The sequence below is a fragment of the Calothrix sp. CCY 0018 genome (genome assembly GCF_963920925.1).
Taxonomy (GTDB): domain Bacteria; phylum Cyanobacteriota; class Cyanobacteriia; order Cyanobacteriales; family Nostocaceae; genus Rivularia.
The window spans coordinates 1-23,403 of record NZ_CAWUDI010000079.1; the positions used below are offsets into that span (position 1 = coordinate 1).

Below are 23,403 nucleotides of genomic sequence, written 5' to 3' on the forward strand. Positions count from 1 at the left end.
TTAATTATTAATGCACCATATTTAGTGTACCTCATTTATCTGCAATTTGCTGTATATAACTCGGTGGTAAATATATAAATAATTATGCTTAACTACTTATAATGGTGATATTGGGTTATGACACACTACTAACTTAATTGATAATTGATCATTGATGATCCACACCCTCCGGGTGAAAACTGATTATGAAAAAGCTTTTAATTACCGGCGCAAGTGGGTTTCTAGGATGGCATTTATGTGAATTAGCAAAAAAGGAATGGGATGTATATGGAACTTATTTTTCTCATAATTTAAAAATTCCGGGAAGCAAGTTGGTGAAAGTCGATGTAACCAATTTCGCGGAACTTAAAAGGGTATTTCAACAAATTCAGCCATCAGCAGTTATCCACACCGCAGCATTATCTCAACCTAATTATTGTCAAACCCATCAGCAAGAATCGCACTCAATTAATGTTACGGCATCTTTGAATCTTGCGGGATTGTGTGCTGATAATTCAATTCCATGCGTCTTCACTTCAACAGATTTGGTGTTTGATGGTATGAAGGGCTATTATCAGGAAACAGATAGCGTAAATCCGGTGAATATTTACGGCGAGCATAAGGTTATGGCGGAAGTTGGGATGTTAGCACGTTATCCCCAAGCTGCTATTTGCCGAATGCCTTTAATGTTTGGTAGTGCAACTCCTACAGCAACCAGTTTTTTACAATCATTTATCAAAACGCTTCAAGAAGGAAATGTTTTAAAGTTATTTATAGATGAATTTCGCACTCCGGTAAATGGAAAAACCGCTGCTGAGGGATTGTTGTTAGCTTTAAAGAAAGCCGAAGGAATTATTCATCTTGGTGGCAAAGAAAGAATTTCCCGTTATGATCTTGGTGGTTTATTAGTAGAAATATTTAAAATTCACGCCGCAAAAATTGAAGCTAGCCAACAAAAAGATGTCAAAATGGCAGCACCAAGGGCTAGTGATGTTTCTCTCGATAGCTCCAAAGCTTTTGAATTGGGCTATTCACCTTTAAGTTTGCGAGAACAACTTTTGTCAGTGAGCAGTGAGCAGTGAGCAGTGAGCAGTGAGCAGTTATCAGTTACCAGCTATCAATTATAAATTATTTCCCCCCATCTCCCCATCTCCCCCTTCCCCTCTCTAAATTCCGGCAGCTAAGAAAGAAATCACCCCACCGTACAATGCAGCGAATTTTCCTTCATTTACTGGTGTATCGCTGTTATTCCAAGTCGCAACTACACAATACTGTTTACCATTTTTTGCTTTTAACCAAGTTGTAAAATTGAGAACACCGGGTTCGGAACCACCTTTATATGCTATCCTTTCCCAATCTTTTGGGTTAGCAATTCCAGGGTTAATGCTCATCAAGGGTAAATCTGCAACTTCTTCCATTAATTCGCAAAGTTCTTCGGCATTGTAAAACCATTCTACATCCAAGGCGTTGGGTAAGGTTTCGATAAATTCGTTTACGTCGGGAAGCGGTTTATTGGCTAATTCTGCTAATATTTCGCGACGTTGTTTTTCATCGCTTTGACGATAACGCTGTAGTAATTTACGATTTTGAGAACCTTTTAGAATAAATAGTTCGCGCGTTGTTAGAAAAGGAATATTATTACTAGAGGAAATTGATTCAATCGATTTTCTTCCAACTTGTTTAATTAAAATATCTGTGGCTGTATTATCGCTTAGAGAAATCATTAAACTGGCGAGTGTTTGCAGCGTCAAAGGTGAATTATCCGGCCAAGTTTGTAATATTCCAGATGGTAAACTTTTATCTTCTGCTTGTAAAGTAACTATATCCGACCAAGATTTTTGTCCGGAAGCTATTTGTGATTTTAGTGTTTTGAGAACGGCTAATTTAAAGGTTGAACCTATCGCCAAGGTTGTTTGAGCGTTATAATCGGCAATAATCTCATAATCTTCTTTTACTAGAAAATTAACTTTACCCGGTATTTTTTTGAATTCGGCGATCGCACTTGATAAACTACTAAAATTTAAGCCTGGTTGCAACAGTAATCCTATTATTTGTCCTTTGCCATTTAAAGCTATTTTTGTTGGTACCGAACCTTGACTAAAATTAACTACATAGTCGCTACCATCTTTTTCGACTGCTTGATAAGTTCCAAGTTGATTTTTAACATCATTAATTATGGTATTTATTTGATTTATAGGTACTTGTGCTAAAAATTCTGCTGCAAACCATTCAGCTTTAACATCTTCGCTGGTAAATAATCTTTCTAAACTTGCTTCTGGAGTCATGGATTTAACCGAATTTTGCAATTGAGCTAAGTATAGAGTTTTTATCGGTGATGCTGATGCGTAATTGGGAGAAATAAAGGAAGAAAGAATAAGTAATGTAAATGTAATTGATAATAATATTGAGAATAATCTTTTGAAATGCATACCGGGTAGATACAAATAGGATCTTTAAGTATAAGAAAAATAATGGTGCGTTAGACTTTAGTCTAACGCACCCTACAAATACTCGCTACTTGCTTCTATTTAATCCAAAATCAAAAATCAAAAGGCTTACCCTTTGACGCAAAGCACCTGCTTCAAAGTCGCCACAACTTCTACTAAATCCGATTGATTATCCATGACTTGTTCGATCGGTTTATAAGCACCAGGAATTTCATCTAAAATCCCTTCATCTTTACGACATTCTACACCTTTGGTTTGCTCGATCAAATCATCTAGAGTATAAGCTTTTTTTGCTTTAGTTCTTGACATTAATCTACCCGCACCATGAGCGCAAGAACAAAAACTTTCAACGTTACCTTTACCTTTAACAATATAAGATTTTGCTCCCATCGAACCGGGAATAATTCCATAGTCTTCTTGCTGCGCTCTGACAGCACCTTTACGAGTAACGTACACATCTTCGCCAAAATGCACTTCTTTCTCGGAATAATTGTGATGACAATTTACCACCAATAATGGTTTAAACGGCTTTCCACCTGATAAATGCTTTTCAACAATCTTCTTAAACCTCGCCATCATGACATCGCGATTAAAACGAGCGTATTCCTGCGCCCACTGCAAATCATGCCAATAAGCAGCAAATTCTGGAGTACCCGATACAAAATGAGCTAAATCTTTGTCTGGTAAGTTAGTATCGGCCATTTTAGCTAAATCCTTCGCCGTACTAATATGATATTGCGCCAACTTATTGCCAATATTGCGGGAACCAGAATGCAGCATCAGCCAAACTTGATTTTCTGTATCCACACAAACTTCGATAAAGTGATTCCCACCGCCAAGGGAACCCAACTGTTTGATGGCTTTACTTTCTAAATCTTGCACTCCACTATGCAAGTCTTTAAAATCGCTCCAATTTTGCCAGTTGGTTACAGATGTTTCTACATCTTTATTTTCGTTAAAACCAGTAGGAATTGCTGCTTCAATATCAAGGCGAATTTTTTTCAGTTTACCTTCTAATTTATCGCCTTTAAATGGAGTTTTGATCGCTCCCATGCCGCAGTTATGAACAAATACACCCGCTTTCAAAGCAAAATTATGATATTCAGGTACTGTTAAACAATAAACATCTTCTGTATATTCTACAGGTACAACAGCAACCACTTTATGATTGTACCGAACAACATCACGCTCAGACTGGAATGAGGCTACAGAAACAAAGTCCTCCTGCGAGAAGTTCATGAAATCAATTTGTGCTTTTTGCCATCTACCAGAATATGGCTGAGAAATCAAAGTATAACCATCTCGATCTAATTTAGAATAAAAGGGCATCAAAGATGTTTCAGCTTCAAGATGTTGCGCTTCTTTATAAGTACCATCCCGCAACATAAATTCATGATCTGGAGTACAAATAATTTCTTCACCATTATCTAAAATTACTTTTACCAAAGACGCATTTTTTCTAGTTAATTTAGCGCTTGCTTTAGCCGCTACAATTTTACCTGTTGGAGTACAGGCATAGACAATAAATTCTTGATTACGAGTAGCTAATTCTTTTAAAGAGTAAGACTTTCCATCAACTAAAGGAATTAAAGTATTACCCACAAAACAACCAATATCAACCCCCACAGCAGCAGGAATAATCGCTTCTTTAGTCGCAATTACCGAACCAACTAAAGCACCTTTTCCTAAATGAACATCGGGCATCAAAGCTACGTGTTTAAATACAAAAGGTAGCGATGCGACATTCTTCGCCATCTGGGTTTCGTTGTCTTTTAATTCGTGATTTGCCCAGGATAAGACGGGGACTTCTGCTGGAATTTCTAACTTTTTATAAGGCATAATTCGATTTTAGATTATCTGTAAATAACTTTAAAAATATTCGACTGCGGACTATTTTAGGTTCGTAGTAGCGCGGTGATTCGCATCCGAATTCTGAACCCGGAGGGGCTAAAGCGCTACTACAAACTAAACAACCTATGTAACATAATTGTAGTACAAAAATTGAGAAAGTCAATTTTTCGGTGCTAGAACAAAAAACACGGAATTGACAAAAATATAATAAAATTTTATTAACTAAATACTTTTAACTGACCGTAATACCCATATTAAGGATTTATAAGGAATTATACAGATGGCAGTTCGTGAAGATACAATTTGGGAACGTTTTTTATCTCCAGTGGTTCGTCTGTTGATTGATGAAGAAGAGTTGCGGCGTTATTCTCAGAGTGTGGATTGGGAGCAAGAGAGCGATCGCTTCCGACGAGATGATGTTGTGATTCCTGCATACTACAGTTCGCAAAATTTTCATGGGGTAGATAAAGGATATTTGAATCCTGGTGCTGCGGTGAGTTACGATGCGGTTACTCAATATGCTTTACCACCAAATGAAACTTGGATTCGTCAAGCTTTAATTGATGGGGTAAATGTAAAACCGCGACGCATTCTCGATTTGGGTTGCGGTACGGGTTCTACAACTATTATGTTAAAGCAGGCTTTCCCGGATGCAGAAGTCATCGGAATGGATTTGTCTCCTTATATGTTGCTCAGAAGTTTCCACAAGTCGGAAAGTGCTGGTTTAAACATTGAGTGGCAGCAGGGGAATGCTGAAAATACGAATTTTCCTGATGCTTCGTTTGATTTGGTTACGGCTTCTTTATTGTTCCATGAAACACCAAGCAGTACCACTCAAGCAATTTTGCATGAATGTTTTCGGTTGTTGGTACCTGGCGGACAAGTTTTAATTTTAGATGGCAATCAGAAGACTTTACGTCAGATGGAATGGCTAAGTGATATTTTCGAGGAACCTTATATCCACGAATACGCTGCTGATAGTACGGATGCGAAGATGGGTGCTGCGGGATTTGCAATGGTACGAACCGAAGAGGTATGGTTTACCAGTCAGTTGACAAGCGGTATCAAGCCGATTTTAGCAGAAGATAAAGCTACTCAAACTAATATTAAGCGCTATACTCCGACTTCTAATAGTACATTAGATGATAGCTTTGGTTTTCCGTCTCCAGCGTAGCAAGTAAGCATGATAAAGGCAGTTATATTTGATTTTAATGGCGCTATTATTAATGATGAGCCAATTCATCAGCAATTGATCGAAGAAATTTTGTTAGAAGAAAATCTGGTACTCAAACGGGGTGAGTATCGGAAAACCTGTTTGGGATGTAGTGACAGAGCTTGTTTGCGAAATTTATTAGCCAGTCGCGGCAGGGTTGCCTCGGAAGAGTATTTGACTAAGTTACAACAGAAAAAAGCTCGAAATTACGTTGAGCAAATAGAAACTTTAGAGAAATTGCCTTTATATCCAGGTTTAACTGATTTTATATTTAAAATACGTTCGAGCGACTTAAAATTAGCAATAGTTAGCGGTGCGATTCGCCAGGAAATTGAGTTAGTTCTTAAACGAGCCGAGTTAGCTGAATTTTTTCAAATTATAATTGCATCTGACGATATTACTACTGCGAAACCAAAACCCGACGGTTATTTACTCGCACTCGAACGTTTAAACCAAAAATATCCAGAATTAAATCTGCAAGCAAACGAATGTTTAGCTATTGAAGATACACTTGCAGGTGTTGAAGCAGCCAAAGCAGCAGGCATGAAAGTAGTCGGAGTTGCCAATACCTATCCGTATCATATGCTACACCGTCAATCCGACTGGACTGTAGATTATTTAAATGAATTGGAATTAGAACGAATACAACAACTTTATTCTCCTGAAGATGAGTAGGGAATTCATAGTTCGTAGTAGCGCTACTCTATCTCCCTCCGGGAGACGCTTCGCTAACGAGAAAACTGAGCCGCACGCGGAGCGTGAACGTTTACAGCGCATCTGAAATCCGGATGCGAGTCACCGCGCTACTACAAACCTGGGAACAAAGGCTCTAGCAATCTGTCATACCTGCAATATAAATAAAATTCATACTCCCTATCTTCCGCAACCAATTCTTCTGAACCTGACTTTACATATACCTTCGCATAGCGATATGCTTTTGCGGTTATTAGTTGTTTTATTCTTCGGATATTTTATCTAAAATTATTATGGCTCAATCGAACTCACCATCACAAAAACCGAGTGCAATTAATCTAGTTTTTGTGGGTTTTATTGCAGTTGCGATTATTTTGGCAGCTTATACAAATAATATGGAAGCTGTTACTAAAGCAAGTTTTGAGTCGGCAAAAACTGCTGTTGGTTTGGCGATCGATCTAATTGGAGTTATGGCGCTTTGGTTGGGATTAGTGCGGGTTTTGGAAGCTGGTGGTTTGATGTATACCATTGCCAAATATCTCAAACCTTTAATGATCAAACTGTTTCCCGACGTACCTCCTACTCACCCAGCAATGGGGGCAATAATTCTGAATATTTCTGCGAATATGTTGGGTTTGGGAAATGCTGCTACTCCTTTTGGGATTAAAGCAATGGTTGAGCTTAATAAGATTAATCCGGTTAAAGGAACTGCTACTAATGCAATGTGTTTATTTCTGGCAATAAACACTTCTAGCGTGACTCTACTACCTTTAGGTGTAATTGGGATTAGGGCTGCGGCTAATAGTCAAAACCCGGCAGCAATTTGGATACCAACTTTAATTGCTACTTTATGTTCTACTTTTGTGGGAGTTTCTGTTGCTTTGTGGTTGGGTAAGAGAAGTAAGAAAAAGGGTGAGGCACCGGAATGTAAAAATTTAGAATTAGAAGAAGTAGAAGTAGGAAAAGTTGGAGAAGTTGGAGAAGTTGGAGAAGTAGAAAGTGAAGCTGTTGAACAAGATTATTCGCATCTGATTTATCCAGTAGGAAAAGCTTCAAAACTGCTAGCTTGGTTATTTATTTTAGGATTTATTGGCAGTTGGGTTTATGGGGTAATCAAAGTTGGTAGTCTTGGGGGATTCTTTAATCAAGATTTTCTTTCCCATTGGTTGATGCCAGCTTTAATATTATTAATTATTGCTTATGGGGTGGGAAGAGGAGTTAAAGTTTATGAAGCAGTTACAGAAGGAGCCAAACAAGGATTTGGTATTGCGATTAGCGTAATTCCTTTTTTGGTAGCTATTTTAGTCGCAATTGGGATGTTTCGGGCATCGGGTGCAATGGATGTTCTTGCTGAGGTTTTAAATCCGATTACTGGTTTCATTCAACTTCCAGCAGAAGTATTACCAATGGCTTTAATACGCCCTCTTTCTGGAGGTGGTGCATTTGGAATCATGAGTGAATTAATTGAAAAAGCACCGGATTCCTATAGTGCTTTTGTTGCTTCTACTATGATGGGAAGTACGGAAACAACTTTTTATGTACTTGCAGTTTACTTTGGTGCAGTAGGAATTACTAGTATTCGTCATGCTTTAGTTGCTGCTTTATTAGCCGATGCAACTGGATTAATTGCTGCTTGTTTTCTTTCTTCTATATTTTTTAATTTGGTTTGAAATTAATTTTTTAGCGATGAATCAATATTCCTCAGCATTTACAACGGTAAATTAATGATAAATTCCGCTCCTTCACCTGGTGCAGAATTAACTTCGATGCTTCCGTTGTGTTTTTCAAAGATAATTTGATGAACGATAGATAACCCTAACCCCGTTCCTTTACCTACGGGTTTAGTTGTATACAAATATTCAAAAATAGAATTTCTCACTTCTTCTGTCATACCTGCACCATTATCTTTAACCCGAATTGAAATTTGATTATTCTTGACAATTAAAGAAGTTGTAATTGTAATGCGATTGGGATTAGCTTGAATTTCTTCAAAACGGAGTCCGGAATTAGATTCTTCTAACGCATCAATTGCATTAGAAATTATATTCATAAATACTTGAGAAAGTTGTCCTGGGAAACATTTCAATGAAGGTAAATCGGCATAATCTTTGACAATTTCAATTTCCGGTTGATTATTTGAAGCTTTAAGTCGATGTTTGAGAATCGTCAAAGTGCTATTGATGCAATCATGGATATTACAATCAACTTTCTTTTGAGTATCTGCACGAGAAAAAGTACGCAAGCTAATGCTTAAATCGTAAAGACGATCGACTCCTTGCTGCATTGAAGCAATCAGTTTAGGTAAGTCTTCATACAAATATTCTAAATCTATAGCTTCAATTTCTTTTGTGATCTCCTTGACTGGATCGGGATAGTGATTTTGGTATAAATTAATCAAGTCAAATAAATCTGTGACAAATTCATTGGCAACTTTGATATTACCACCAATAAAACTGATGGGATTATTAATTTCATGGGCAATACCTGCAACTAAACTACCTAAAGCGGACATTTTTTCGCTTTGTACAAGTTGTAACTGCATTTGTTTTAAATCATCAAGGGAGAATTCCAATTGTTTGGCGTAGTTTTGTGCTTGATGGTAAAGCTGAGCGTTTTGTAACGAAATTGCAGCTTGAGAACATAATAGATTTAAAAGTTCAACGCGCGCGGTTGTAAATGCTCCTGGTATCGAACGATTTTCTAAATATAATAAACCAATTAGTTTCCCTTGATGAAGGATAGGAAAGCATAACATACTTAAAGGTTGATATGACTGTATGTAGAAATCTCCCATAATGCTTTTATCTTTTGTCGCATTATCGACAACTAAACATTCTTGAGAGTTTTTCACATAATTTAGTACTGAAATTGGCACCTCCGTACTTTCTTCAACGGCGAGAGATAGCTGTAGCGTCGGTTGATTATATTTTTCTGTCTCATCTACTGTAGCGATAGCTTCAATAAATAATGTACCGTTTTTATCTAAAATCAATGCACCTTTTTGGGCACCTGCATTTTCTAAAACTACTTGCATTAGTACACCGAGCAATTTATCCAGTTGAATCTCGCTACTTATTACTCTTGAAGCTTTAATCGCTGTCGATAAATCTAATACAGATGAACCTGCAACAGTGGATGTGCTAGCAGAAGTAAGAAAAATGGTTTCTTTTGCTTGAATAGTAGTTGTTTTAGTTGCTAATACAGAAGTTAGTAATTGAGGGTAACTTTGTTCTAAATTATTTACTTTGGCTTTTGCTCCCCACCGTGCGTAAGCATAGTAAGCATTAGTGATGTAAACTTGAGCTATTTGGTTTTTACCCCATTCTAGATAAAATTTGGCTGCTAGTTCGTTAGCAAGCGCTTCTTCATGAACGTATCCATTTTCTTTGGCTAATGCAATGGCTCGATCGTATAATTCGATAGCTGATAGTTTATCATCGGAAACTCGATAAAATTCCGCTTCTACTAAGAGGTATTTATGTAAAAAGTTTTCCGGACAATTATCAGCCCAAATTTTCATTTGTTTCTGATTTTCTTGCAGTTGTTGCAAATACTGATTCTTGATCTCTTGTCTGTTTTCGGTAGCGTAACTTTGAATTAAATTTAGCGAATAATATAAATTATGTACCGCTGTCACGAAAAATCCCATTACATACGGTAAATATTCTTTTGCCGATAAAACACAGTTTAAGGATTCTTGATATTTTCCATATGTAAATAAAACTTGAGATTTCATGATTTGATAGCAGCAAATAGCCATCCAAGATTGATTTGTCTGACATCTTTGCAAATACTGTTTTTCGGAAATATCCGATGTGGAAAATTCAGATATACTTGCTGTCATACCGCGTAAGTTATGCAAAATAAACTCATAAGCGGTAAGAGTATCAATCATTGCTTGATTTTTAGTTTTAATATTAAATTCTAATAAAACAGGTAATTCCGAACTTATATCTGTCAGATTTACACCTTGATTAAATAAATTTAACGCTTTACCAAACAATGTATATCCGGTAAATTGTAATTCTCCAGCATCTAATCCAAATTGGTAAGCTTCATCGAATAGCTTGTTAGTTAATTTTATATGCTTAAACCAATGATTAATAAAAGCAGCAAAAATAAAGTATGTTTTACATTTTAAAGAAGGATTATTAAAGTTATTGCTGACATTAACCCCTAGCAAACCAAATTCATAGCCAGATTTGTAGTTTTGTAAAACCGAGCCAAGAAGAATACCATAGTTTGAATAACCTTTTGCAGACTCCGATATGTTCCCGTATTTCAAAGAAAGAGCAACTAACTTTAAAGATACTATCGGATAAAGTTCTACCTGACCGATATAAGTAGCTGGATCGAGATTCATTAATATTTTGCTAGCAATGATTTTCTCAGCGTCTTGCATTTGAGATAAAGATAACAGCGAAGATATCTCTCTACCATCTAATAAATCGGTTACTTGTTGAAAATCAGCTTGTAATTCAGCATCTAAATTCCTAGAAGGTAAACTTATTCCCAATTCCTTTAAAGCTTCTCTGCCAACTTTAATGCTATCTAAACATTTTGCATCAACTGTATATTGTACAACTAAAATATTATATAATTCAGCTTTTTCTACATTTGTCTTGACTTGAGAAATCGCACTATTAATTATTTGTTCTGAAACATCGAAGTTTCCATTTAAGTATTCTGCTTCTGCTCTTTCTCTATGTAAATTAAACGATAAAAAGTACTGTTCCTGCCAGCTATTTTCATTTAGTAATGACATCGCTATTGATAAATATTCATTAGCAGCCATGTAAGCCGTTGACTTCTTTGCTTTTATACCGGCTAATAAGTTTAAATGAGCTAATTTTTTTCTTTCAACTGCATGATAAATTAATTCAATCCCATAATTTAAATGATTAACAATATCAAATATTTTCTCTTCTTTCTCTGTTTCCGATGTATTTTCTAAAAGTAATTTTCCAATTTTTATATGCGTATGTTTTTTATCTTCATCCGGAATTAATGAATATGCTGCTTGCTGGATTCGGTCGTGCAAAAACTTGTATTGTACTGATAATTGTTCGCCACTCAGAGCCAAATTTTCATTATTATTAGCATCTTCAGATTGAAAAAACTTGTAAACTTCGGTAGTAGGTAAAATTAATCCTTCTTGCAAAGCTTTCCATAAATCGGCAGCAGTCTCTACCTGATATTTTTCCGAAATTATCGACAAACTATTTAAATCAAATTGATTACCAATACAAGCAGCAAGTTTCAGAATTTCTTGGGTTTGTATGGGTAATTTATGCAATTGAAGCGCAATAAATTCGACAACATCATCAGTTAATGCCAATTCTTGCAATGCAACAATATCGCATACCCAACCACTTTGGGAAGAATCACTATTATGGTTAAAAGTAATTAAACCATCTTGATGCAATGACTTGAGAAATTGGTTGCTAAAGAAAGGATTTCCCTTCGTTTTTTGATAAATTAAATCTGTCAAAGGGAATGTTAAAGCTTCAGAACATTGAAGAGTATCGACAACTATATTATTTAAGTCCTTTTTTTCTAAAGGAGATAAAGGAATTGTATTGATAGTTGCTCCATTTAAACTAATAGTTTTGAGGATTTTAATTAAAGGATGGCTTCGAGATACTTCATTATCCCGATATGCGCCGATGAGCAATAAATGTTTTGTATCAGCTTCACTCATCATTAATTGGATTAAGTTAAGTGATGCAGAATCAGCCCATTGTAAGTCATCTAAAAAAATTACTAACGGGTGTTTGTGACTGCTGAAAACTTGGAGGAACTTTTGCACTAATAAATTGAAACGATTTTGTGCCTCATTTCCAGATAGTTCAACAGGTAATGGTTGTTTGCCTATAATTTGTTCTAACTCTGGAATTACATCTATAATTATTTGACCATTTTCCCCTAAAGCATTCAAAATATTTGCTTTCCAAACTTGAACTTGACTACTACTTTCACCTAAAAGTTGTCTCATCAAATCTCGGAAAGCTTCTAAGAAAGCAGAAAAAGGCAAATGACGATTAAATTGGTCATATTTACCTTTAATAAAATAACCCCGTCTTTCAACAATCGGTTTGTGGACTTCATTAACTACAGCAGTTTTCCCAATACCCGAAAATCCAGTAACAAGCACCATTTCGATTGGGGATTGATTTTCTATTAATAATTCTTCCCCTGCAATTCTATCAAATGCTGCTAGCAAAGTTGCGACTTCTGCTTCTCTACCGTACAATTTTTCAGGGATGATAAAACGGTCTGAAATATCTCTTGTTCCTAATTCAAAACGTGCAATATTTCCTGTTTCTTTCCAAGCTTGAGCGCATATTTCTAAGTCGTATTTTAGTCCTAAAGCAGTTTGATAGCGTTCTTCTGGATTCTTTGCCATTAATTTGGCAACAATATCGGATAATACTGAGGGAATCTTAGGATTAATAACTTTTACATTTACTGCTTGTTTGGCAATATGAGAATGTACTAACTCAATGGGATCTTCTCCGCTAAAAGGTAACTTTCCCGTCAATAGTTCGTAAAAAGTAATACCCAAACTATAAAAATCCGTGCGATAGTCTATACCCCGGTTCATTCGTCCAGTTTGTTCGGGAGAAATGTAAGCTAAAGTTCCCTCCAAAATATTAGGATTTTTCAACTGTTGAGTTTCTCTAGGTAATAAAGAAGCAATACTGAAGTCTATAAGTTTTACTTGCTTCGTGTCGGGTTGAATCAAAATATTGGCTGGTTTGATATCTTTATGAATCAAACGATGACGATGAAGTGAATCGAGAATCTTAGCAATTTCAGTAGCAATACTGAGAAAGGTATCTAGAGAAATTATTTGTAATGCTTCTTCAAGAGTTAAATAATCTAGAAGAGAAATTCCTCCAAAATCTTCCATCACTAAGGCATAACCGTTGCGATCGGTTTCCAAGAACAATGGTTTGACAATACCATCTAAGTTAAGGTTTTTAGTAACAATATACTGATTTCGGAATGAAACAAGTTCGTTAAAGCTAGGGAAATCATCTCGCATAACTTTGACGATTACCGATGCTTCATCAGACTCTCTTTTTCCTCGAAAGACAAGCGTTCTGGCACTTGTGTAGATTTGTTCCTCAATCTTATACCCTGGAAGTTTTACTGTTGGAGATGCCATATCAATTCACCCTATATTTTCTTCTAGCTTTGGTTTTAGTATTCCCCAATCAACGCTATTTGTAACACTGAGACAATATTGATAGATTCCATCTAGTATATATTGTAAACATGAAGTTTAAAATAATACCTTTTATTAAAATTTTTTGTTGATATGATATCGCTTTTTATATGTAAGATCCTTTCACTATGGGGTTTTTTAGCCACATTCTTTTGGCTTAATTCTTGATAATTAGTATTTAATGTTACTAAAAAAAGTAAGAATTCTGATATTTTTCTTCAGCACAATTTTAAATATAATTACGTATTTTCTATCTGTATTATTTGCCTAAAACAGGATTAACCTAGACTTAATCGGCATTTAAAAATTAATTAGTATCCATTAAATTTATGAAAAGTGAAATTTCCACTCCACTTATCGGTTATATGAAACAGTTAGAAAGTGAAGGTATTACTGATATAGAAACAATAGCAGAGCATTTATACGACCATCATACTCGTCAAATTGGACTTGGTTTGTATTCAAATGGTAGGTATACCCAATCTGGAAGTGATGTTCAAACTAATGTTATTTCAGATGCTAATACCCCTGCAAAAGAATGTATTTTGTGGTGCATAAATCATTACTTAGGATTGAATAGAAATCAAAAAATTATCGATAAAGTTTGTCAAGCCGTGCAGGAATATGGAACCGGCTGCGGCACTTCTGCACTTTCAGGGGGAATGTCAAAGCTACACAAACAAGTCGAGCAGAAGCTAAAAGACTTAGTGGGGAAAGAAAGTGTACTACTTTTCCCCACAGGTTATACAACAAATATGGGTTGTTTAGCAGCTTTACCGGGAAAAAACGATTTAGTTATATTTGATAGAGAAAGTCATGCTTCTTTAATTGATGGAGTAAAGTTATCTGGGAAAAAGTGGATATCTTTTAAGCATAATGATTTAGAAGACTTAGATAAAAAGTTAGAAAAATATAATAAGAAATACGAAAATATTTTTGTTGTGGTTGAATCCGCTTATTCAATGAGCGGTGATTTAGCACCATTGAAAGAAATCACTGAGTTAAAGCAAAAGCATAAATTCTTGATTTATGTTGATGAAGCTCATACCTTTGGTTTTTACGGTAAAAATGGAGCGGGTTACTGTAATGAATTAGGAATTACAGAACAAGTTGACTTTATTGTTGCAACTTTATCAAAAGCTACAGCTTCTATTGGTGGATTTGTAGCCACAAAAGCAAAGTACATACCTTTACTTCAATGGCGTGCTAATACATATACATTTCAAGCTTGTTTACCTCCTGGAGATGCAGCAGCAGTTTTAGGTTGTTTGGAAGAAATTGAAAATAACCCTCAACTGGTTGAGTCTCTTCATGAAAATAATAGATACATGAGAGAAAAATTAACCCATCTTGGTTTTGATTTAGGCTCCAGCCAAAGTCCAATTATTCCCGTATTTATTGAGGATAAAGATAAACTATTATCTTTTAACAGAGAACTTTTTGAACGCGGAATATTCTCTGTTTCTATTTTTTATCCGGTAGTTAAACTGAGCGAAGGGAGAATTCGATTTATCTTAAGTGCTTCTCATACCAAAGAGCAAATAGATAAAACAGTTGATGCTTTGTACCAACTAGCGATAAAGCATGAGATATTTGATTCAGCTATTTACCCTGTATGGCAGTAAATTAGACTATCTTAATAATAAAAATTGAATAAATTGTTCTATAAACCTGGTTTCTCAAAGAAGCCGGGTTTTTTTGATTATATATTTGTAGTAAAATAATTTTGCGATTACCTACCTTAGAAAAAACAAGTGCAAGATATGACTAACAACTAATACCTAACAACCAACAAAATTATGAAAAGAATTATCAAAAAAGCAGTCACCTTACTCACGGTATACTACGCCTACATGGTAGAATATCGCGCCGAATTAATATTATGGGTATTAACAGGTTCCTTACCCATAATCATGATGGGAGTTTGGACGGAAGCAGCACAAGGAGGACAATTTGGTTTATCTGCAACAGATTTCGCTCGTTATTTTCTCGCAGTATTTTTAGTCAGACAGCTAACAGTTGTTTGGGTGATTTGGGAATTTGAAAGAGAAGTTGTAGAAGGAAAACTTTCACCGCGTCTGCTACAACCTTTAGATCCCGTATGGCATCATGTAAGTTCTCATCTTTCTGAAAGAGTTGCTAGGATACCCTTTGCAATATTTTTGATAATTTTATTTTTTGCACTTTATCCCCAAGCTTTCTGGGTACCGAGTTTCACTCAAATAATATTATTTTTTATAGCTTCAGCAATGGCATTTGCTTTACGGTTTATTATTCAATATACCTTTGCCATGTTCGCATTTTGGACGGAAAGAGCATATGCTTTACACGACTTTTGGTTTTTATTCTATCTATTTTTATCGGGAACAATCGCACCCTTGGAAGTATTTCCCGAACAAGTAAGACAGATAGTATTACTAACACCATTCCCTTACTTAATTAACTTTCCCGTCAGTATTTTAGTAGGTTTACCAGCCGATATTCCCAGAGGATTTTTAACAACAGCAGGTTGGTTTATTTTGTTTTTGGGAATTAATAGAATTATGTGGAGACAAGGATTGAAAAAGTATTCCGGAATGGGAGCGTGAGGAGGAGATGGGGGGATGGGGAGATGGGGGGATAGGGGGATGGGGAGACAAGAGAACAAGGAGAGAAATTCCTAACTCTTAACTCCTAACTCCTAACTCTTTAAAAATTCCGCTACCTTATGATTAAAAGCTTCCGGTTGCGTCATAAAACACCAATGATTTCCAGGTAGTTGAGAAATTTCCAGGTTTTTTAAATAGGTTTTGTAAGGCTTTAATTGCCAGTTTTGACGATTAACTCCTTTTTCTGGCTGTACGAAGAGTGTAGGAATATTCACCGGCTCTGTCAAACCTGGTTCCCGCATAACTTCATCGAAAATACCGTCTCGTGCAGCGATGGTAAATTTACTACCCCAGTTACCATCAGGTTTTTGTTCGATGCTGTTTTGAAAGACTTTTTGCTGTAAAGGAGTCCAATCTTGATATTGATTTAACTTCTGTGCTTGTTTTTCTGCCGATTCGTAACTATCAAAAGGTCCCATTCCTTTAAGAAACGGTAAAACGCGGTATAAAATGGGGAAACTCAATTTGAAAAAATCGGGCATTTTCCAGATAAAAATCGGATCTATTAACACCATATTTTTCAAACGTTGCGGATTCTTTGTTGCCCAAATACAGGCTAATTTACCACTCCAAGAATGTCCGATAACATGAGTGCTTTGCCATCCCAAATTATCCATTAATGCTTCTAAATCTCTGATGGTGCTGGTAAATGTATAGTCAGCAGAAGGTTTGCTGCTTTCACCATGACCGCGCATATCTGGAGCAATTATATGATAATCTGCTGCTAGGCGATCGCCCAAACTTGACCAAACTAAAGCATTGTCAGCTAAACCGTGGAGTAATAATAAAGGCTGTTTTCCTTGATTCCATTCTAAGTAAGAAAGTTGAATATCGGGTAAAGATAGAGTTTTACGAATAAACATAATAAATCAGTTATCAGTTATCAGTTACGAAGGCTGTGAATTAAAATTGCCCTTATTTTACAAGGTTTTTACAGCCCCTCCAGAATCCAAGCAGTAAAATTATCAATGTATTAATAAAGAATAGATAAGTTAATTCACATAAAACGTTACTTATAAACCTGTAGTCGTCCTATAGCCAACAAATCAGTTGTTAAAGACAAGCGATTGACCTTACTTAAGAAGCGCTTACGTTTTCTTTTTTACGAACACATCCTATATAATCCCGCATATAATGAGATAATTACTTACTTTTTCGTCCTACAAGTATATATAATTGCTTCAAAATTGCTCAAAAAATTTTTCAGATAAATTAGGGCGCGAAATTTTTTATTAGTAACAGTTTCGTGGTATAATTTTTATTAAAGATGATTTTTTATAATTGTAAGGCATAGCTTTAATAAAAATTTTGCTTATATTCCCATTATAAAAAAAATACTATTTAGTTTTTTTAATTATCTCATATTTTCACTAATTAAAAATTTTTTTTCAATCAAATAAAATTAAAATTTTTTGAATTATTTGTTATCAAATAACATAGCGGTAGAGATATTAAAATTTACCGCACGGCATCAGTTATCAATTAATTGTTCTTCGAGTACTTCAAAAATTCTTTTACCACGAGGTACTCTTATATGAAGTTTATCAGTCATCGTTAAAACTCTCCCGTTCAAGCTTGATAACTTCATTTTACCGCTCACCGATAACTTAAATCTATTTAACTTACTTTTTTAATTAAGGTTCGTAGTAAAAAGTTCAGGTTTCTAAAAAATTAAACCTTTACAACGAACTTTTATGTCTTTATCAATGTAAAATTAATTAGAAAATATTTAGTTATTTCCACTTAATAATGGCGAATCAAAATAGAGACAGTCGCCTCCGAGAACATCTCGCGAACGAACGCACTTTTCTAGCTTGGTTGCGAACATCAATTTCTTTAATCGGTTTTGGTTTAGCAATTGCTAGATTTAGCTTATTTTTACGCCAATTACAAACTACAACTGCCGAACAAACAGTAGAAAATAATTCTATATTTAATTCCGAAAGCTTGGGTTTATGTTTAGTAATTGTTGGTATTATAGTGATTGCTTTAGCAGCTTGGCGTTACAATCGAGTATTCCGGCAAATTGAACGAGCCGATTACCAACCAAGCCGTTTATTTATTTGGTTTTTAAGTATTATTGTAATGCTACTTGGGATATTAAGTATTCCTTTACTTCTAGCACGTGAAAACTCAATTTATCCAGTCAAAAAGCTTGACAAACCCCAATCTAGAAAATAAAACTCCGCGTACCTCTGCGATATACTCCGCGTCACTCTGCGTTAAAAAATCTTAATCCTTCCTCTTCCACAATTAGCACTAATTTCGCGCTATATTCAGGATAATGAGGATAAGCAAAATACGTAACAATCTCCGCCAATCTTTCGCTGTGTTTCGCTATAGCGGAAGAGCTGTAAATTTAGTTTGGACTACTAGCCACACTCTTACTATTATTCTGGCAATTTTGACTTTAGTTGCGGGGCTTTTACCTGCTGCTGTTGCCTATATTGGTAAGTTAATTGTTGATGCTGTTGTGGCAACCCGAAATTCAACTTTGCAAGATAATCTCAATACTTCTCTTCCTTTGATGTATGTGGGATTTGAAGCCGTTGCTGTAGCTTTACTCGCAGGAAGTCAGCGCGGACTTAGTATTGCTCAGTCTTTGTTAAGAGTATTACTCGGCCAAAGGGTAAATGTACTGATTATAGAAAAGGCGCTGACGTTAGAATTACCTCAATTTGAGGATTCGGAATTTTACGACAAAATGACCAATGCGCGACGCGAAGCTTCTAGCCGTCCGCTTTCTTTGGTAAATCGTACTTTTGGTTTGGTGCAAAATGGTTTATCGCTGCTGACTTATGGTGCTTTGCTGATTAACTTTTCTTTGTGGGCTGTGGTGGTATTAATTTTAGCTGCCGTACCCGCATTTGTTGCGGAGACACGCTTTGCCGGACAAGCTTTTCGTTTATTTCGCTGGCGTGCCCCGGAAACCCGCCAGCAGAGATATTTAGAGACACTGGTTGCTAGAGAAGATTTTGCCAAGGAGGTGAAACTCTATCAACTTGGTGAAATGTTGTTGGGAAGATATCGCAGCCTATTCGATCAACTTTACGGTGAAGATAGGGATTTAACAATCAAGCGCGGTTTTTGGAGTTATTTACTGGGTTTGTTGAGTACCGCAACTTTCTACATTGCCTATGCGTGGATTGTAATAGAAACGGTTGTGGGTAGGATTTCTCTGGGAGATATGACGATGTATTTAACCGTATTTCGTCAGGGACAAACTACTTTTTCAAGTGCGTTAACTTCTATCGGTGGAATGTATGAAGATAATTTGTATCTTTCCAATTTGTACGAATTTTTAGAAGAAGAAGTACCGACAAGATATGGAAGGGCTATTAAAGGTACAAATCCCCAAGATGGAATTCGTTTTGAAAACGTTTCTTTTACCTATCCCGGAAGCACGACACCAGCTTTGAAAAATATTTCGCTGCATTTAAAACCGGGGGAAAAACTAGCGATTGTCGGTGAAAACGGTTCGGGAAAGACTACTTTGATTAAATTGCTCACCCGACTTTACACGCCAGAATCGGGAAGAATATTATTAGATGGTTTGAATTTGGAAGAGTGGGATTTAGATGAATTGCGACGAAGAATTGGCGTAATTTTTCAGAATTTCGTTCGCTATCAGTTTACCGTTGGTGAAAATATCGGCGTTGGTGACGTAGAAAAATTAGAAGATGAGAAAGCATGGGAAATCGCTGCCGAAAAAGGAATGGCACAACCTTTTATCGAACGATTACCAGACGGTTTTACCACTCAATTAGGACGTTGGTTTAAAAATGGACAAGAGCTTTCCGGCGGACAATGGCAGAAAATCGCTCTTTCTCGTGCTTTTATGCGAAATAGTGCCGATATTCTCGTATTAGATGAGCCTACGTCAGCAATAGACTCCCAAGCCGAATACGAAATTTTTGACCGTTTTCGTAACTTAACTAAAGATAAGATGGTGGTTTTGATATCTCACCGTTTTTCTACAGTGCGAATGGCTGACAAAATTGTCGTTATAGAGCAGGGTGAAGTATTGGAAACCGGAACCCACGAAGAGTTATTGCAAGCAAAGGGAAGATATGCGACGCTGTTTTCCTTGCAAGCGCAGGGGTATCGATAATTGGTAATTGGTAATAGGTAATGGGCAATTGGTAATTGGTAATTGGTAGTTGGGGAGAGAGGAGGTAGAAAAATAGTTAACTATTTAGTGCTTACCAACTCCTCCTTATTCTTAACTCCTAATAACTAATTAACCTGAGTTCGGGATAAGCAGAATCTGGAATTTAATTAACTTCTCTACTGAGTTACAGTAACTTGTATCTGCTGAGTTGTCCATTCCTCATCGGGTTCTGATTCCGCAATAAATTCACGACTGATGTCAGGTGGATTGTCAATATCGGCACCAATTTGACTCAAGAGATTATTCAAAGGATTGATACTTTGAACGTTTCCTCTTGTTTTTAATTCTTCGGCTTTTTCTTTTAAATATAAGTTAAGGTTTCCTCTTGTTTCTAAACCGCTATCGAGAGCGGGTAATGTTAACCATTGAAAGTTAGCCAATCCTTTGGTAACAAATATTTTCAGGCTTTCTTTGGCTTGTTGATATCCGTCTCCTAATCGCAAGCGTAATTTAGTATATGCTTGTTGGTTTGTCTGTAATGCAAAGAATGGTGAATCGTCTCCCTGGATAGGAATTTGAGAAATTTTCCAGGTGGGTACTAAATCGAGTACGGCTATATTCAGCGGTTTAGTATAATTATTTTTAACTTTTAAATAAGATACTGTCCCAGCTTTTAAGGTAAGATTCTCGGCATTAGCTAAAGGTTGTTTGTTGGCATCGCATAACTCAAATTCTATATATTCGCTCAAGTCGGAAGCGGGATTATCTAATGCTTGAACGGACTGATATTTTACTAAGTGAACTAAGCGCTCTACTACTTTTTGTGGTGCTTCCACATTATTTATCATCAGTTTTGGACGCAGGTTTTCTAATGGCATTCCAATACTGATTTCATATTCCCCATCTCTACCCACAGCTACTTGATAGTGTGCTTCTTCGCCTTCTTTAACTTCCACTACCCAGCCATTTTCTTTCATTGCTTGACGCACTTTTTCTAAAGCTGCGGTTTGCCCATCGACTAATTCTAAAGGTAATTCGTTTTCTTTTTCTCCTGGTTGTTTCCGATCGAAAAATCGGACTTTACGAATTAAATCTACAGGTGCAGCTAACATCACCGCAGCAGCACCGGGTTCAATTTTATCTTTAACCTCAATTCCTCCTGCTGCTGCATCTACAATTGTTGCTGTGGATTTATCTGCTTGGGATTCTGTAATTTCCACAATCGCAATTTTTTGTTGTGTTTTATCGGCAAAGTCTTTGACATTCTGCGGATAAATGGCAAAACTAGTTCCTTGCCTTAAACCTTGGGCTAACCCCGCATCTAAAGTGATTTCTTGTTGGTTATCCGATACCTTGACAATATTTACAGCATATGGTCTAAATTCCGTATCAACCCCAAAAACCAGGCGATCGCCATTTCCGGTTAACATGGGTAGCTGCTGAGGGAATTTACTTTGCACCATACCTTTAACGCGATTGTACAGCGACCTATAGGTTAAGGGAGAGGTGCTGCTGCCCAGAGTATCAATCATCCAGTAAGTTAATGCACCGTTTCTTTTATCGCTGTTATTGCTGACTGCGTATTCATAAGCATATTCCGAAGGACGACAAGCAGCTAAAAATACATAATCTTCGGTTTTCGGCAACCATGCGGTTGATTTATTGGAGTCATTTTTAGTTAAAATTTGCCAGTTATTTAATAATTCCTTTCGAGAAGCAACCAAACTTTCTTGGTTTCGAGGAGCGGTATCAATACCGTTGTTTTCGCTACCGCGAATTGCACAATCACCCCTTGTTGCACCCCCTGAATGACAGCTATCAAAAATCACGGTGACAATACAGCCTTTATCCGTCAAGCGCTTAATTAAAGTGGCAATTTCCACATCTCGTAAATAGCGATTACCCGAACTACCGATATCACATGGCACAATACTTTCATCATCAAGTCCCTCACCCTTTAATTCCGGGTAAATAGTAAGAGCGCGTCCCCCATGTCCGGAATAATGGATATATACTTGTTCCCCTTTTTTTGCAGTTGCGGTGATTTCCTTAAAAGCATTAACAATATTTTCGTAGGTTGGTTTTAATTCTTTTTGTGCCGACCTAACTTTTGATAAACTGGAATCTTCTTCAAAAGGGGAAGTTAATTTCCAAATATTTGATTGAGGAACCTGCAAAGAATTTTGGAGATAACCAGCAACTAAATCGATATCTCCCACACATCCCTTCAAATTGTTGAATAAATTATTTGATCCGTAGAAATCAATACCAATTAGTAAAGCGTAAAAATTTGTTAAGCCAGTCATAACGGTATATTTAATTCGTTAGATTGTTATAAGTTTTGAAGAGTTGGACTTATGCAGTATTTAGGGGATTGGGCATTGGGGATTGAGCATAATTCGTAGGTTGGGTTGAGGAACGAAACCCAACAAATAGGTATGTCCCATTAAATGATGATAGGTTTTATCACACACCCGTCTGGGGTTGAAAACCCCAGTCTAATAGCCAACGTCATATAAATATGACTCGAAAATTAGCCATTAAAACTAATCAAAAAAATGATATTACGGGTAATTTGCCCGACATCATATCACTTACCCTGGGTTAATAAAATACGCAATCATAATAAGTCCAAAATGTCACCATATAATTCCTTAATCTTTCCACCAAAGTCCTCAATCGTTTCACTCATGTCATCATATAAGTTCTTAATCTTTTCGCTTGTGTAGTGGTGACTATAATACTTTGATGAATTTAATTTATGTGAGACTAGAACTAGCTTACTCACCTGATTAAGAAACTTTGGATACACCGGAATAAAGTCTAAACCTTCTTTGTGGTGTTGAATTGCCCAACTCCTAGCTACGGGAAAAATTACTGAATCAAAAATATTGATTAGTTGCGATCGAAGTAATCTTTCCAAGCGGCTTGGAATGTCAATATTTCCCAATGCCTCGTCTGCACTCCATCTAACACGGGAGTCCTCATCCTGTAGGGCATTGATTAAAGGCTCAACTGCGGCTTTATCCCCAATTTTTACCAATGCCTCGGCTGCATTCCTTCTAACATATAAGTCCTCATCCTGTAGGGCATTGATTAAAGGCTCAAATGCGGCTTTATCCCCAATTTTTCCCAATGCCTCGGCTGCACTGCTTCTAACAAAGGAGTCCTCATCCTGTAGGGCATTGATTAAAGGCTCAACTGCGGCTTTATCCCCAATTTTTCCCAAT

The 23,403-nt window shown here is 36.4% G+C and carries 14 protein-coding genes; 8 read left to right on the forward strand and 6 right to left on the reverse strand.

Going from position 1 to position 23,403, the window contains the following annotated elements; all coding sequences use genetic code 11:
- The first annotated feature begins 185 nt into the window (after positions 1–185).
- Complete coding sequence (locus ACM03V_RS33160; protein ID WP_414625070.1) at positions 186–1,061, forward strand: SDR family oxidoreductase; 876 nt, start codon at positions 186–188, stop codon at positions 1,059–1,061.
- Between the two features lie 84 nt (positions 1,062–1,145).
- Here the strand turns inward: ACM03V_RS33160 and ACM03V_RS33165 are convergent, their stop codons facing one another.
- Together ACM03V_RS33165 and ACM03V_RS33170 are read right to left on the reverse strand one after the other, a co-directional pair.
- Entirely contained in the window at positions 1,146–2,264 is a 1,119-nt protein-coding gene (locus ACM03V_RS33165; RefSeq protein ID WP_414625071.1) for a serine hydrolase, read from the reverse strand.
- 270 nt (positions 2,265–2,534) lie between these two features.
- Positions 2,535–4,265: an RtcB family protein gene (locus tag ACM03V_RS33170; protein WP_414625072.1), complete on the reverse strand. Its 1,731-nt coding sequence runs from the start codon at positions 4,263–4,265 to the stop codon at positions 2,535–2,537.
- Positions 4,266–4,557: 292 nt separating this feature from the next.
- Between ACM03V_RS33170 and ACM03V_RS33175 the strand changes: the two genes are divergently transcribed.
- The 3 genes from ACM03V_RS33175 (at position 4,558) to ACM03V_RS33185 (ending at position 7,853) form a co-directional block, all read left to right on the forward strand.
- Positions 4,558–5,451, forward strand: a complete 894-nt coding sequence (locus ACM03V_RS33175) for a class I SAM-dependent methyltransferase (protein ID WP_414625073.1) — start codon at positions 4,558–4,560, stop codon at positions 5,449–5,451.
- Positions 5,452–5,460: 9 nt separating this feature from the next.
- Positions 5,461–6,165 carry an HAD family hydrolase gene (locus ACM03V_RS33180; RefSeq protein WP_414625074.1) on the forward strand — a complete coding sequence of 235 codons (705 nt, stop codon included), beginning with the start codon at positions 5,461–5,463 and terminating at the stop codon, positions 6,163–6,165.
- A gap of 311 nt (positions 6,166–6,476) precedes the next feature.
- Positions 6,477–7,853: a nucleoside recognition domain-containing protein gene (locus ACM03V_RS33185; protein ID WP_414625075.1), complete on the forward strand. Its 1,377-nt coding sequence runs from the start codon at positions 6,477–6,479 to the stop codon at positions 7,851–7,853.
- 38 nt (positions 7,854–7,891) lie between these two features.
- Here the strand turns inward: ACM03V_RS33185 and ACM03V_RS33190 are convergent, their stop codons facing one another.
- On the reverse strand, positions 7,892–13,354 hold the full coding sequence (locus tag ACM03V_RS33190) for an AAA family ATPase (RefSeq protein ID WP_414625076.1): 5,463 nt from the start codon (positions 13,352–13,354) through the stop codon (positions 7,892–7,894).
- 389 nt (positions 13,355–13,743) lie between these two features.
- Between ACM03V_RS33190 and ACM03V_RS33195 the strand changes: the two genes are divergently transcribed.
- A complete protein-coding gene (locus ACM03V_RS33195) occupies positions 13,744–15,039 on the forward strand; it encodes an aminotransferase class I/II-fold pyridoxal phosphate-dependent enzyme (protein ID WP_414625077.1) in 1,296 nt (431 codons plus the stop codon).
- A gap of 174 nt (positions 15,040–15,213) precedes the next feature.
- Positions 15,214–16,002, forward strand: a complete 789-nt coding sequence (locus ACM03V_RS33200) for an ABC transporter permease (RefSeq protein WP_414625078.1) — start codon at positions 15,214–15,216, stop codon at positions 16,000–16,002.
- Between the two features lie 92 nt (positions 16,003–16,094).
- Here ACM03V_RS33200 and ACM03V_RS33205 read toward each other — a convergent pair whose 3' ends face one another.
- Complete coding sequence (locus ACM03V_RS33205) at positions 16,095–16,925, reverse strand: alpha/beta fold hydrolase (RefSeq protein WP_414625079.1); 831 nt, start codon at positions 16,923–16,925, stop codon at positions 16,095–16,097.
- Positions 16,926–17,811: 886 nt separating this feature from the next.
- On the opposite strand from ACM03V_RS33205, the gene ACM03V_RS33210 reads away from it, so the two are divergent.
- Positions 17,812–18,243 (forward strand): YidH family protein, encoded by a 432-nt coding sequence (locus tag ACM03V_RS33210; RefSeq protein ID WP_414625080.1) that lies wholly within the window; start codon positions 17,812–17,814, stop codon positions 18,241–18,243.
- 103 nt (positions 18,244–18,346) lie between these two features.
- Positions 18,347–20,173, forward strand: a complete 1,827-nt coding sequence (locus ACM03V_RS33215; RefSeq protein WP_414625081.1) for an ABC transporter ATP-binding protein — start codon at positions 18,347–18,349, stop codon at positions 20,171–20,173.
- Between the two features lie 176 nt (positions 20,174–20,349).
- On the opposite strand, the gene ACM03V_RS33220 is transcribed toward ACM03V_RS33215, so the two are convergent.
- Together ACM03V_RS33220 and ACM03V_RS33225 are read right to left on the reverse strand one after the other, a co-directional pair.
- Positions 20,350–22,479, reverse strand: a complete 2,130-nt coding sequence (locus ACM03V_RS33220; RefSeq protein WP_414625082.1) for a caspase family protein — start codon at positions 22,477–22,479, stop codon at positions 20,350–20,352.
- A gap of 314 nt (positions 22,480–22,793) precedes the next feature.
- A partial coding sequence (locus ACM03V_RS33225) for a HEAT repeat domain-containing protein (protein ID WP_414625083.1) occupies positions 22,794–23,403 on the reverse strand: 610 nt, incomplete at its 5' end.